The following is a 13908-nucleotide window of genomic DNA, read 5'->3' as shown; positions in this document are numbered from 1 at the left end:
TTTATGAAACTTTTCGGAACTGACGGCGTCAGGGGCAGAGCGGGCGAGTTTTTGACAGCTGAACTTGCTATGAGATTAGCCATGGCGGCTGGAATTTATTTTAGGAAAAATTCCGTTACAAATATGATTTTAGTCGGTAAAGACACTAGGCGAAGTGGCTATATGATAGAAACTGCGATTGTGGCTGGACTTACTAGCGTGGGATATAATGTCCGCCAAATCGGCCCTATGCCGACCCCAGCAATCGCGTTTTTGACAGAGGATATGCGCTGTGATGGCGGAATTATGATAAGTGCTTCGCATAATCCATACTATGATAATGGCATTAAATTTTTCGATCACACGGGCTTTAAACTCGACGAAAAAGAGGAAGCTGAAATCGAAAAAATCTATTTTAGCGACGAGCTAATCGCCGAGGCTAGAAAACAAATGATGGAAATCGGCGTGGCAAGGCGCGTCGATGATGTTATCGGCAGATATATCGTCCAGCTTAAAAATTCATTTCCAAAAAACAAAACATTGCATGGACTTCGCATTGTGCTTGATTGCGCAAATGGCGCAAGCTACAAGGTCGCTCCGACAGTGTTTAGCGAGCTTGGCGCAGAAGTGATAGTGCTTGGCGATGAGCCAAATGGAAAAAATATCAACGAAAATTGTGGCGCTTTGGCTCCGCAAAATTTGGCAAGCGAAGTAAAAAGATTGCGCGCTGATGTGGGATTTGCCTTTGACGGCGACGCTGATAGATTAGTCGTAGTCGATGATAGCGGTCAAATTTTACACGGAGATATTTTGCTTGGCGTTTTAGCACTTTATCTAAAAGAGCTTGGCAAGCTTCAAAACGACCAAATTATCGCAACCGTGATGAGTAACGGCGCGCTTGACGATTTTTTGGCAAAACACAAAATCGCTGTGCATAGGTGCAGTGTGGGCGATAAATTTGTGCTAGAAATGATGAAAGAAAAAAAGGCGAATTTCGGCGGCGAGCAAAGCGGACATGTGATTTTTGGCGATTATGCTAAAACTGGCGATGGAATCGCGTCTGCGCTTCAATTTGCAGCGTGTATGCTCGGTATGAATAAAAAAGCGAGCGAGTTAGCAAATTTAATCAAGCCGTATCCGCAAATTTTGCGAAATTTAAAGATTACAAATAAAAAACCGCTTGAAAAAATCGCTGGGCTAAAAGAGCTTGAAGAAGAGATCAAAAAAGATAAAATTCGCACGCTGTTTCGCTACTCTGGCACGGAAAATTTGATCCGTTTGCTTTTTGAGGGCAAAAACGCAAAAGCTCTGGAAAAATGGGCGAACGAAGCAGAAAAATTTTTCAAAAAAGCGTTAAATGACTAGAAAATTTGTTAAATTTGTCCTGATTTTTACGCTTGTTTTGGCGCTTGATCAATTTATAAAATTTATATTTTTAAATGGTTTTTCGTGGGAGGGTGAGTATTTTTCGCTGATACTGACCTTTAATAGAGGCGTGGCGTTTTCGATGTTGGCTTTTTTGGGCGAGAGTTTGAAATTTATCCAGCTTGGGCTAATCGCGCTTTTGGCTTGGTATGTTTTTAGCCAAAAAGAGCTTTTTAACGCTCACTGGCTTCCTTTTGGCATTTTGCTTGGAGGCGGGGTTTCAAATGTGCTAGATCGCTTTATCCACGGCGGAGTTGTGGATTATGTGGCGTGGCACAAATGGTTTGAATTTGCGGTTTTTAACTTTGCTGATGTGATGATTGATTTGGCGATTGTCATATTTTTGTGGCAAAATTTGAAAATTTCAAAGAAAGGCAAAATTTGAAAAGAAACAATTATATCGCGTATGCGCTGTGGTTTGCCGGAGCTTTTTCGTGGGCTGTGGGATTGCCGATTGGTGGCGGTTTGCACCGAATTTATTGTGGTAAATTTGTCAGTGGATTTGCGCAAATTGGGCTGTATTGGGCTGGGATTTTTACGCTGTATTTTTTGCTAGGGCTTGTGATTTTGCCGATTTGGCTTCTTTGGGTGCTTTTTGACCTATTTTTCGTAGGAATTTGGGTCGAGGATATCAACGAAGAAGCTGGCGAAGGCGTGGCTGAGGATTATTCACAGCGTCTTAAAAAGGTAGAGGCCCTATACGAGCTTTTCCAAAAAGGGGCGATTAGCAAGGAAGAATTTGAAGCTAGAAAAGATATTTTAATGAGAGATTGAAAGGAAGGAAAATGAGTTATTATTGGTTTAAATTTATCCACTTTGTGGGCTTTATTTCGTGGATGGCGATGCTGTTTTATCTGCCGCGCCTATATGTTTATCACGCTGAGAATTTGGACAATCCAAATTTTGTCAAAGTTGTGAAAAAAATGGAAAAAATGCTCTATCACGCCATTGGCTGGATAGCTTTGGCGGTTACGATTTTTAGCGCGGTTATGCTGATTTTGCTAAATCCGGGACTTATGAAAATGGGCTATTTCCACCTAAAATTACTTTGCGCTGTTTTAATGGTGGCTTATCATTTTTGGCTTCATTATTATTTGATTAAATTCGAAAAAGACGCCTGTAAAAAAAGTGGCAAGTATTTCCGTGCGCTAAATGAAATTCCAACGATTCTGATGATAGGCATACTTTATGCTATGTTAATCATGCCAAATCAATGAGAATTTAATGAAATTTATACTAAAATAGATAAATTTGTTCAAAGGGAGAATCATGCAACGCATAATCAAAAAAATCCTATCCAGCGAAAGTAGTGCTGGCGTAATCCTCCTTTTATCCGCAGTATTTGCTATCATCGCACAAAATGTCGATATTTTATCTCCGTATTACCGCGAGTTTATCCACACGCACATCGTCATGGGTATCGGCAAACTAAAACTCGATGAGGATATGCACTTTTGGATAAACGACTTTTTAATGGCGATATTTTTCTTCGCTATCGGTTTGGAGCTAAAACGCGAAAAAATCGAAGGTCAGCTTCGCCATTTTTCTCAAATTTTGCTTCCTAGCTTTGCCGCTCTTGGCGGTGTTATGGCGCCTGCGATTATCTTTACGGTGCTTAACTGGGGCGATAGCGAGGCTTTGAAGGGCTGGGCAATTCCTACGGCTACTGATATTGCCTTTGCTGTGGGCGTAATGGCGCTACTTGGCAAACGAATTCCAGCAAGTCTTAAAATTTTTGTTTTGACACTAGCGATTATGGACGATTTGTGCGCGATTTTGATTATTGCGCTTTTCTACTCATCTACGATAAATATCTCTTACCTAATCGGCGCAGGAATTTGCGTGGCGATTATGTTTATAATGAATAAAATGAAGGTAGATAAAAAACTGCTTTTTGTCATTATGTCGCTTATTTTGTGGGTAATGGTGCTAAACTCTGGTATCCACGCGACAATCGCTGGCGTTGTGGCTGGATTTTGTATCCCACTACAAACTCGCTCTGGCTCAATGCTAAAAGATATGGAGCACGGACTTGCATATCCTGTGAATTTTTTCATTTTGCCGATTTTTGCCTTCGCAAATGCGGGTGTAAGTCTAGCTGGCATGAGTCCTAGCTATCTATTTGGCCCAGTTCCAATGGGTATCGCGCTTGGTCTATTTTTCGGCAAACAATTTGGAATTTTCGCATTTAGCTGGCTGCTTATCAAGGGCAAAATCGCCTACTTACCAGAAAACGCAAACTGGGCGCAACTATACGCTGTAAGCATAATTTGCGGTATCGGATTTACAATGGCGCTATTTGTCGATGGTTTGGCTTATGGCGGAAGCGACATTTATCACCACACAGACAAACTCGCTGTTTTCATCGGCTCTATCGTCTCGGGTCTGGTCGGATACATCGTGGCTAAGGTCGTAGGACCAAAACCAGCTTAAATTTAGGGGCAAAATTTAGTGCTAAATTTAGCCTCATTTCTTAGTGCGCGCGAGTGGAGAGATCTACTGCGCGCCGAATTTCAAAGCGAAAATTTCAAAAATTTAGAGCGAAATTTAGCTCAAATTTCACAAACTACCCAAATTTACCCACCGCTAAATTTAATCTTTAACGCCCTAAATTTGACCCCATTATCAAATTTAAAAGTCGTAATCATAGGTCAAGACCCATATCACGGCGCAGGCGAGGCTATGGGGCTAGCATTTAGCGTGCCAGAGGGGGTAAAAATCCCGCCAAGCCTAAAAAATATTTTCAAAGAAATCGCCGCAGATATCGGCTCGTGCGCCATAAGTGGGGGCGATTTGACCCCGTGGGCAAGGCAGGGCGTGCTACTACTAAACTCCACTCTAAGCGTGAGTGCAGGTGCTCCAAATTCGCACGCTAAGCTTGGCTGGGGCGAATTCACAGACGCCATAATCGCCAAAATCAGTGAAAACGGCGAAAATTTAGTCTTTATGCTCTGGGGAAATTTCGCCATAAAAAAGGCAAATTTAATCGACGCAAATCGCCATTTAATCCTCACAGCCCCGCACCCTAGCCCGTTAGCGCGCGGTGGGTTTTTTGGGTGCAGACATTTTAGCAAATGCAATGAATATTTAGCTTTAAAAGGTAAAAATACAATACTTTGGTAAATTTATAAAAATACTATGTATTTTAAAATTTAATTAAACAATTTAAGTATATAATCAGCGCCTAAATTTTTATCTATCTAAAAAGGGAAAAAATGAATAAATTTTTATTCGCATTTGCTTCTAGTGCGCTACTTTTTAGCGGAGTTTGCGCCAAAAGCCTAGCAGAAATCAAATCTAGCGGAACAATTCTAATAGCCGTCCATGATGACGAGGCCCCATTTGGCAAGCTAACTGACGGCAAATACGAGGGTTTTGAAATAACCCTAGCCGAGGCTGTGGCTGCGAAAATTTTCGCAGGCGGCGAGGGGAAGGTGGAGTTCGTAGCGTCTGCAAACGATGAGACCTCTTATAGATTGTTGCAAGATGGCGCTGTGGATATGGCTGTCTCGACCCTAGTCCCTACCGCCGAGACCGAGAAGCTCGCTGATTTTTCTAGCCCGTATTTTAGCGTAAATGTCGGTATCCTAACCCGCAAAGCAGACGCGATAACAAGCATAAAAGATCTAAAAGACAAAACAATCCTAGCCATGCCGGGAAGTATCGGCGAAAAATATTTCCAAAAACAAGGCTATACTATCAAAGAGTGCGATAGCGCTGGTGGCTGTGCTAGGGCGCTGCTTGAAAATCAAGGTGATGCCTATGCTGATGAAAACATCATCGTAATGGCGTTTCCAGTGATAAATAGAGAAGTCGAAGTCCCACAAAAAAACCTCGGAGCCTCTGAGTTTAACTCAATCGGCGTGCAAAAGGGCAACGCAGATTTGCTAAAAGCAATCGACGCTGCGCTTGTGGAGTTATCTAAAACCGGCTTTTTCGAAACAGAGTTTAACAACCACATTTCCCCATATTACAAGGGCACAGCTGAGAAAAAATACTTCTTGCTAGATGATATTTATAATCTACTTTAAGCTTTAAATTTTTAAAATTTCGCCTTGCTAAATTTGTGTTTAGCAAGGTTTTTTATCGCTAAAAAACCTTAAATTTTGATAATTAAGTTAAATTTTTATGACATAAATCTCTTTTAAATAAAATTTTTGATACAATCTAACGATTTAAATTTATTTTAAGGGGTGAAAAATGCAAGTTCCAATTCGTTATGGCAAAGATGATGTTTTAAATATCAAATTTGATGAGAAAAATCTTTTGGGGATTTTCAATCCGAATAAGGTTGAGAAATTTGACGAGGCCGAGCTTATCAAAAAAGCAATGCAAAATCCGATAAATCAAAAAACTTTTGATGAGTTTATCAGTGGCGATGACGAGATCGTAATCATCGTAAATGACGGCACACGCCCAACTCCGACATCTAAAATTTTAAAAGAAATTTATCCAAAAATTCGCGATAAAAAGAAAACCTTTATCATCGCAAACGGCTGCCACAGAGATCCGACCGAAGATGAGTATGAGATGATTTTTTCAAAAGAAATTTGGGCTGAGGTCAAGGCCAAAGGCGAGGCTCACAGCCACGATTCTAAAAACGATGAAATGGTCTATTTGGGTGAGAGTAGTAACAAAACCCAAATGTATCTAAACAAAATCGTAGCAAATGCGAAAAAAGTTATCCCAATCGGCTCAGTCGAACCGCACTATTTCGCAGGATATACAGGCGGTAGAAAGGCGTTTTTGCCAGGCGTTGCCAAATACGAAACTATCGAGCAAAACCACAAACTAGCCCTTAGCCACGACGCGCAGGCTTTGCGATTAGAGGGCAATCCTGTGCATGAGGATATGGTTGATGCGATGAAGGTGCTAACTCATATCGATGTATTTGCGATTATGACGGTGCTAGATAGCGACCATAATATTTATTATGTAAATAGTGGCGATTTAAACGATACATTTTATGATTGTATCGAAAAAGCAGAAGAGGTATTTTGCGTCAAAATCCCTCAAAAAGCTGATATCGTAATCTCAGTAGCCCCATATCCAATGGATGTGGATTTATACCAAGCCCAAAAAGCGCTAGATAACGGCAAACTAGCCCTGGCAGAGGGCGGCGTGCTTATCATGGTAGCTAAATGTCGCACAGGTATCGGCCCTAAGCCGTTTTTTAACCTCATGGCATCAGCCGATACGCCACAAAAAGTGCTAGAAAAAATTCAAGAGGAATTTCACCTAGGCTATCACAAAGCTGGCAAAATGGCTGAAATTGGGCTTTGGGCGCAGACTTGGGCGGTTAGCGATCTAAGCGATGATGAGATGAGAGCGGTGCATTTAAAGCCATATCATGATTTGCAAAAAGCCCTAGATGACGCACTTGGTGAGAAGGGAAAAGACGCTAAGATTGTGATTTTGCCATTTGGTTCAATGACGGTTCCAAAAATTTGAGTAAATTTATCTATTTAGATTGCGCCAGTGGCATTAGCGGAGATATGTGCCTTGGCGCATTTATCGACCTTGGCGTAGATTTTGGCTTTTTAAAACATAGCCTTACAAAGCTAGGAATTTCTAATGAGTATGAAATTTGTGCCAAAAAGGTTTTAAAATCTGGCATAAGCGCTACGAAAGTAGATGTGATTTTAAAGCGCAAATGGAGCACGACACCCCATTTCCATGAGCACGGGCGCACTTTTAAAGACATTGTAAATTTAATAAATTCTTCAAATTTAAGCGAATTTGTAAAAGAAAAATCAATCGAAATTTTCACTATCATTGGCGAAGCGGAGGCAAAAATCCACCAAAGTAGCCTGGAAAATGTCCATTTTCACGAGGTTGGCTGCACTGATAGTATAGTCGATATCGTAGGAAGCGCGATTTGCTTCGAATCGCTTGGGATTTCACGCGTGCTTTGCTCGCCACTTGCCCTTGGCGGGGGATTTGTGAAGTGCGCTCACGGAATTTTAAGCGTGCCAGCACCCGCGGTGAGTGAAATTTTATCTGGCGTGCCTGTGAAATTTGGCGGTGATTTCGAGCAGACGACACCTACTGGCGCAGGTATCGCAAAGGCTCTAACGAGCGAATTTTGCGCCGAATTTAGCGCTAAAATTTTGCGCACTGGATACGGGGCTGGAAGCAAGGAAGCCAAATTTGCAAATTTGCTTAAAATTATGATTTGTGAAGATGAGCGCTTGGCTCAATCAGGGCAGGTTTTAATCGAGACAAATATCGATGATATGGACGCTGAGAGCTTGGCGCTAGCGAGCGAAATTTTACTAAATGCTGGCGCGCTTGATGTGTTTAGCGAGGCTGTGAATATGAAAAAATCACGCCTTGGCACGAAGCTTAGCGTGCTAGCTAAATCTTGCGACGCGCCTGCGCTAAAAGAGCTGATTTTTTGCCATACCACGGCGATAGGGGTGCGTGAAATTTCTGTGCAAAAAACAGAGCTTCCGCGCCAAATTCGCGCTGTGAATACGAAATTTGGCGAGGTTAGGATTAAAATTTGTAAATTTGAGGGCGGAGAGAAAATCAAACCCGAATTTGATGATTGCAAAAATTTGGCACAAAAATTTGGCACAAATATCGCTACGGTGCGAGCTGCGGCGATCAAAGAGTATGAAAATGGAAACTTTAAAGGAAGAGCTTAGAGGGCTTAAAAATCTCGCCCTGGCCTTTTCTGGCGGGGTGGATAGCTCGTTTTTAGCCTGCGTGGCAAGTGAAATCTTGGGCGCAAATTTCATCGCGCTCACCATAAAAACGCCATATATGAGCGAACGCGAAATTTCGCAGGCCATAAATTTTGCTAAAATTCACAAATTTCGCCACGAAATTTTAGAACTCCAAACCCCGCAAGAAATCGCGAATAATCCGCAAAATCGCTGTTATTTATGCAAAAAAAATTTATTCGAAAATTTAATTAAATTTGGGCGAAATTTGGGATTTTCAAATTTCGCAGACGGCACAAACAAAGATGATTTGGGCGAAGATCGCCCAGGACTTCGCGCCGTGCGCGAGCTTGGCGTCATTTCGCCACTGATAAATTTAACCAAAGCCCAAATTAGGGAGTATTCACGCACCCTGCGCCTAGAAAGCGCGGACTTGCCTAGCTTTGCGTGCTTGCTAACTCGTTTGCCTCACGGGCGCGAATTTAGCGCAGATGATTTGAGATTAATCGAGCGTGTGGAAAATTTACTCATACAAAACGGCTTTGCAAACATCAGAGCGCGCTATAATGGGCGAAATTTAAAAATCGAAATGTCAAGAGCGCTGATGAGTGAATTTGTGGCGAGTGAAAATTTTGCAAAAATTATTCAAAAAATAGATGAAATTTCGCAAATTGATGAAATTTTGCTCGATTTAAAAGGGTTTAGAAAGGAAGTTTTAAATGAAAAAGGCTGAAATTTTGGACTTAATCGCCCAAATCAAGGGTGGCAAAATTTCTGATGAAAAGGTCGTCGAGTATTTCGCAAACTACCCATTTTCCGATATCGGCTGCGCTAAGGTTGATATGCAAAGAGAGCTTAGAAGTGGGGTTGGCGAGGTGATTTACGGCGAGGGAAAAAGTGCTGAGGCGATTTTGGCAATCGCGCGCGAGTGTGTAAAATGTGGCAACAATGTCCTAATCACGCGCACAAATTCGCAGGTGGCTGAGATTTTGCAAAAAGACTTCCCACTTGCCAAATTTAACGAGGTCGGTCGCACGATAAGCATTATCATAAACGAGCCAAAACTTACCGAAAGTTATATCGGTATCATTTCGGCTGGCACATCTGATTCTTACGCTGTGGAAGAGGCATATGAGACGGCGAAATTTTTAGGTAATGATGTGCGCAAAATCACCGATGTGGGCGTGGCTGGGATAAATAGGCTGTTTTTGAAGCTTGATGAAATCCAAAAAGCCAAAGTCCTAATCGTCATAGCAGGCATGGAAGGAGCCCTTCCTAGCGTGATTGCAGGCCTTGTCAAAGCCCCAGTCATCGCCGTGCCTACGAGCGTGGGATATGGGGCGAGTTTTGGTGGTGTGGCAGCCTTGCTTGGTATGCTAAATTCGTGCGCAAACGGCATTAGTGTCGTAAATATCGACAACGGATACGGCGCAGCGTATAATGCGAGTATAATCAACCATTTATAAGGAGAGAGCGTGGAAAATGTAGAGAAAATGACCGCCGTCATGGCTAGTCTCGTCGGATACAGTGGCAAAATTTTGCCAGATGATGTCACGGCGAAATTAAAGGAGCTAGCGAGTAAAGAAAATGCGCCGTTAGCAAAGACGATTTATGAGACGATGTTTAAAAACCAAGAGCTTGCCAAAGAGCTAAATCGCCCCTCTTGTCAAGATACTGGCGCGATTCAGTTTTTCGTAAAATGTGGCGCGAAATTCCCGCTAATTGGCGAATTAGAGCAAATTTTAAGGGAAAGCGTCTTGCGAGCGACAAAAGAAGCTCCACTTCGCCACAACAGCGTCGAGACCTTTGATGAATACAACACCGGCAAAAATGTCGGAAAAGATGTGCCTTCGATCTTTTGGGAAATCGTGCCAGGTAGCGATAAATGCGAGATTGATACATACATGGCAGGAGGTGGCTGCACACTTCCTGGAAAAGCTGGCGTGCTAATGCCTGGTATGGGCTATGAGGGCGTGGTGAAATTCGTAATGGATATAATGACAAGTTATGGCTTAAATGCCTGTCCGCCGCTAGTCGTGGGCGTGGGCGTGGCAACCTCGATAGATGTGGCGTCGTTGCTTTCTAAAAAAGCTTTGTTTCGCCCACTTGGAAAGCATAATCCAAACGAGCGCGCCGCAAAAACCGAAAAATTGCTAGAAGATGGCATTAACAAAATCGGCCTTGGCCCGCAAGGCATGGGCGGAGCTAGCTCGGTGCTTGGCGTGCATATCGAAAACTCAGCTCGTCACCCCTCAGTCATCGCTGTGGCTGTAAATACAGGCTGCTGGTCGCACAGACGCGCGAATATCGTTTGGAACGGCGATTTAAGCTTTACCGTGACATCTCATAAGGACTATAAATATGAATAAGAAAATTTTGCAAACTCCGATTTCTAGGGAGGATTTAGAGGATATTAAAATTGGCGATATCATTTATCTAAGCGGAAATATCGTAACTTGTCGCGATGTGGCTCACAGGCGCGTGGTCGAAAAAAATATGCCTTTGCCACTTGATATCCGTGGTGGGGCGATACTGCACGCAGGCCCAATTATCAAAAAAACAAGCGCTGGCGGCGAGGATAGATATGAAATCGTCTCAGTAGGACCTACGACAAGCATGCGTATGGAGAAATTCGAGTATGAATTTATCGAAAAAACAGGCGTTAGAGTAATCATAGGCAAAGGAGGAATGGCTAGCAATACAGAAAATGGTTGCAAGGATTTTGGTGCATTGCACTGCGTTTTTCCAGCAGGGTGCGCAGTAATCGCTGCTATGGAGGTCGAGGAGATACAAAGTGCCGATTGGATGGAGCTTGGTATGCCAGAGACCTTGTGGAATTGCAAAGTCAAAGAATTTGGCCCACTAATCGTATCAATCGACGCGAAAGGCAATAATCTTTTTGAGAAAAATAAGGTCGAATTTAACAAGAAAAAAGATGAGGCGTTAGCGGAAATTTTGCCAGAAGTCAGCTTCATAAAATAGGAGAAATTTATGAAAAAAACAGCTTTTATTACAGGTGCGACGAGTGGTTTTGGCGAGGCGATAGCTAGAATTTTGAGTAAAGAGGGCTATAAAATCATCGCTCTTGGGCGCAGAAAAGAGAGATTGGAAAATTTAGCAAAAGAGCTAGGAAATACCCATATAATCGTAGCTGATGTGCGAAATAGGGATGAAATTTTTAAAGCTGTGGAGAATTTGCCAGCTGAATTTAGAGATGTCGAAATTTTGGTAAATAATGCTGGTCTTGCGCTTGGTCTAGATGGCATTAAAGACGCTCAAATCGAGGATTTAGAGACTATGGTCGATACGAATATCAAGGGCGTTATTTACACCACAAAAGCGGTTTTGCCACTGCTTTTGCAAAGCGACAATGGATATATTTTCAATATCGGCTCTACTGCTGGTGCATGGCCGTATCCTGGAAGCCATGTATATGGCGCAAGCAAGGCGTTTGTGAAGCAATTTAGCAGAAATATCAGAAACGATTTAATCGGAACTGGTATTCGTGTAACGGAGATTGCGCCGGGTATTTGCGAGACTGAATTTAGCGATGTGAGATTTAAAGGTGATAAAGCAAGAGCGAAAAAGGTCTATGAAAACACAGATCCGATTAAGGCAGAGGATATAGCGCAAATCGTGCTAAATTGCATAAATATGCCTCATCATGTCAATATAAATATCGTCGAGGCTATGGCGACAGCGCAAACTTGGGCTGGATTGCATGTAGAGAAAAGATAACTCTAAATTTTGAATAAGTATTATAAATAAATTTTTAACACTTATTCTATAAAAATTCAATATTTTGAATTTTATTTATATTTCTTTAAAAGAAATATTGATATAATAAAATAAGTATTTTTTAAGGAAAGGAAGAAGCGATGGAGTTTCTTACAGGTTTGTCTGAGAGCGTCCAATTTACTATTCAGTTGATAATAGTTTTGGCGTGTCTTTTTTATGGTGCCAAAAAGGGTGGTATGGCCCTTGGTATTTTAGGTGGTATAGGTTTAGTTATACTCGTATTTTTATTCAAAATGTCTCCGGGCAAACCAGCCGTTGATGTTATTTTGACAATCCTTGCGGTTGTTGTCGCCTCAGCTACATTGCAGGCTGCGGGTGGTTTGGATGTTATGCTTCAACTTGCTGAAAAAGCGTTGAGAAAAAATCCAAAATTAGTTTGTTATGTTGCACCAATGTGTGCTTGGACTTTGACAGTTCTTTGCGGTACTGGTCACACAGTTTATACACTTTTGCCGATTATCTACGATGTATCTATGAAAAGTGGTGTGCGCCCAGAGCGTCCAATGGCGGCTACTACCGTTTCATCACAATTAGCAATCATCGCTAGCCCAGTTTCAGTTGCTGGCGTTTCTATCGTGGCTGTATTGCTAGGCGCTGGTGCTCAAATCGAGGGATTCTCTAGCTACCTTGACCTTCTTAAAGTAACTATTCCTTCTACTTTCTTCGGTATGCTATGTATCAGCACATACTCAGTATTCCGCGGTAAAAGCCTTGAAAAAGATGAGGAATTCCAAGCTAAACTTAAAGATCCAGAGCAAAGAAAAATCATCTATGGTTCTGACGATGCTAAATCACTTATCGGCGTTAAACTTCCACAAAAACAATGGAATGTTATGTATATCTTCCTTTCAGCAATCGTTGTTGTTGCGGTTTTGGGTTATTACAAACAACTTCGCCCGACATGGTCTATCTCAAAAGATGCTGCTATCGTTAATATCGTTTCAGCTACCGAAGCAGATAAAGTCTTAGACAAAGTAAAAATCAGCGACGGAACTATGGTTTTAAGTGGCGCTGAGACAAAAATGAGCGTTAAAAAAGATAAATCTAAACTATCTCAAACTGCACAAGGTGTTGAGGTTAAAGATAAAGACGGCAAAACTTACAAAGTTAGCCAAGACGGCGCAAATGTAACTTATGTAAATGCAAAAGGCGAAACTAAAACTTATGAAAACGCAAAAATCAGCGTAGCTACAAGCACAAAAGGTTCAAAAACTCTTGGTATGGTTGATACTATCCAAATGTTCATGCTTCTTGCTGCTGCTATTATGATGATTTATTCAGGTATCAAAGCTGGCACAATCGCTCAAAACGAAATCTTCCACAGCGGTATGATTGCGCTTGTTGCGATTTATGGTATCTCATGGATGGCTGATACTATGTTCCACGCTCATATCGATATGCTAGCTGGCTCACTTGGTAAGGTAATGCAAGCATATCCATTTACATACATTGTAGTTGGTATGTTGATTTCAAAATTCCTTAACTCACAAGCTGCTGCTGCTGCGACTTTCGTTCCACTAGCGATTGCTATCGGTGTAAATCCAGGAACAATCATTGCGTTCGCAACTGCATGCTATGGTTATTTCATCTTACCTACATACCCAAGCGACCTTGCTGCGATCCAATTCGACCGCTCAGGCACAACAAAAATCGGTAAATATGTTATCAACCACAGCTTCATTATCCCTGGTTTCATCGGCGTATTCAGCTCATGCTTCCTAGGATATATCCTAGCTCACTTCTACGGATATATGTAATAGCTTTTGTCTGCGAGGAAACTCGCAGACAAATTCTTCTAATTTTCTAAATTTTATTTCAAATACTTATTAAGTCAAATTATGCAAAATACCGATATTGACATACAGGCATTAGAGGAAGAATTTAAAAAATTCAATGCCAAAAATTATACAAACAACGGAGTGTGTATGTATTGCTAATCGTAGTGTATTGCACACTTTCAAATATTGTGCTTTTAAATCAATTACAAAATCAATTGCAAAAGAAAAGATAAAAATAGATTTCTATATTTTTCCCACCT

At 41.7% G+C, this 13908-nt stretch carries 15 protein-coding genes; all 15 read left to right on the top strand.

Features of this window, described 5'->3' with window-relative positions:
• Positions 1-3 precede the first annotated feature (3 nt).
• A complete protein-coding gene (glmM, locus tag OFN73_RS07170; RefSeq protein WP_270862848.1) occupies positions 4-1344 on the top strand; it encodes a phosphoglucosamine mutase in 1341 nt (446 codons plus the stop codon).
• Positions 1337-1789 carry a signal peptidase II gene (gene lspA, locus OFN73_RS07165; RefSeq protein WP_270862847.1) on the top strand — a complete coding sequence of 151 codons (453 nt, stop codon included), beginning with the start codon at positions 1337-1339 and terminating at the stop codon, positions 1787-1789. The genes glmM and lspA overlap by 8 nt, the downstream gene beginning before the upstream one ends.
• The gene (locus OFN73_RS07160; protein WP_270858716.1) at positions 1786-2178 is read left to right on the top strand and encodes an SHOCT domain-containing protein; all 393 of its coding nucleotides are present in this window, start codon (positions 1786-1788) and stop codon (positions 2176-2178) included. The genes lspA and OFN73_RS07160 overlap by 4 nt, the downstream gene beginning before the upstream one ends.
• Positions 2179-2189: 11 nt before the next feature.
• Positions 2190-2621: a CopD family protein gene (locus OFN73_RS07155; RefSeq protein WP_270858717.1), complete on the top strand. Its 432-nt coding sequence runs from the start codon at positions 2190-2192 to the stop codon at positions 2619-2621.
• Between the two features lie 52 nt (positions 2622-2673).
• On the top strand, positions 2674-3837 hold the full coding sequence (nhaA, locus tag OFN73_RS07150; protein ID WP_270862846.1) for a Na+/H+ antiporter NhaA: 1164 nt from the start codon (positions 2674-2676) through the stop codon (positions 3835-3837).
• 18 nt (positions 3838-3855) lie between these two features.
• Positions 3856-4527 carry a uracil-DNA glycosylase gene (gene ung, locus OFN73_RS07145; protein WP_270862845.1) on the top strand — a complete coding sequence of 224 codons (672 nt, stop codon included), beginning with the start codon at positions 3856-3858 and terminating at the stop codon, positions 4525-4527.
• Between the two features lie 92 nt (positions 4528-4619).
• Positions 4620-5435 (top strand): transporter substrate-binding domain-containing protein, encoded by an 816-nt coding sequence (locus OFN73_RS07140; RefSeq protein WP_270862844.1) that lies wholly within the window; start codon positions 4620-4622, stop codon positions 5433-5435.
• 169 nt (positions 5436-5604) lie between these two features.
• Positions 5605-6855: a nickel-dependent lactate racemase gene (gene larA / locus OFN73_RS07135; RefSeq protein ID WP_270862843.1), complete on the top strand. Its 1251-nt coding sequence runs from the start codon at positions 5605-5607 to the stop codon at positions 6853-6855.
• On the top strand, positions 6852-8054 hold the full coding sequence (gene larC / locus OFN73_RS07130; protein ID WP_270862842.1) for a nickel pincer cofactor biosynthesis protein LarC: 1203 nt from the start codon (positions 6852-6854) through the stop codon (positions 8052-8054). Before larA ends, larC begins: the two co-directional genes overlap by 4 nt.
• The gene (larE, locus tag OFN73_RS07125; RefSeq protein ID WP_333720437.1) at positions 8029-8805 is read left to right on the top strand and encodes an ATP-dependent sacrificial sulfur transferase LarE; all 777 of its coding nucleotides are present in this window, start codon (positions 8029-8031) and stop codon (positions 8803-8805) included. The genes larC and larE overlap by 26 nt, the downstream gene beginning before the upstream one ends.
• Positions 8792-9538: a nickel pincer cofactor biosynthesis protein LarB gene (larB, locus tag OFN73_RS07120; RefSeq protein WP_270862840.1), complete on the top strand. Its 747-nt coding sequence runs from the start codon at positions 8792-8794 to the stop codon at positions 9536-9538. Before larE ends, larB begins: the two co-directional genes overlap by 14 nt.
• A gap of 9 nt (positions 9539-9547) precedes the next feature.
• On the top strand, positions 9548-10441 hold the full coding sequence (gene ttdA, locus OFN73_RS07115) for a L(+)-tartrate dehydratase subunit alpha (RefSeq protein WP_270858725.1): 894 nt from the start codon (positions 9548-9550) through the stop codon (positions 10439-10441).
• Positions 10434-11054 (top strand): L(+)-tartrate dehydratase subunit beta, encoded by a 621-nt coding sequence (gene ttdB, locus OFN73_RS07110; protein WP_270862839.1) that lies wholly within the window; start codon positions 10434-10436, stop codon positions 11052-11054. The genes ttdA and ttdB overlap by 8 nt, the downstream gene beginning before the upstream one ends.
• Positions 11055-11063: 9 nt before the next feature.
• Positions 11064-11810: an SDR family NAD(P)-dependent oxidoreductase gene (locus OFN73_RS07105; protein WP_270862838.1), complete on the top strand. Its 747-nt coding sequence runs from the start codon at positions 11064-11066 to the stop codon at positions 11808-11810.
• Between the two features lie 140 nt (positions 11811-11950).
• Positions 11951-13627, top strand: a complete 1677-nt coding sequence (locus OFN73_RS07100; RefSeq protein ID WP_270862837.1) for an anaerobic C4-dicarboxylate transporter — start codon at positions 11951-11953, stop codon at positions 13625-13627.
• Positions 13628-13908: the final 281 nt, after the last annotated feature.

Origin of the sequence: Campylobacter sp. JMF_14 EL1 (assembly GCF_027737585.1) — a bacterium.
Lineage (GTDB): Bacteria > Campylobacterota > Campylobacteria > Campylobacterales > Campylobacteraceae > Campylobacter_B.
Note: the sequence above shows the minus strand (reverse complement) of the source record. Positions and strands in the feature narration are given on the sequence as shown.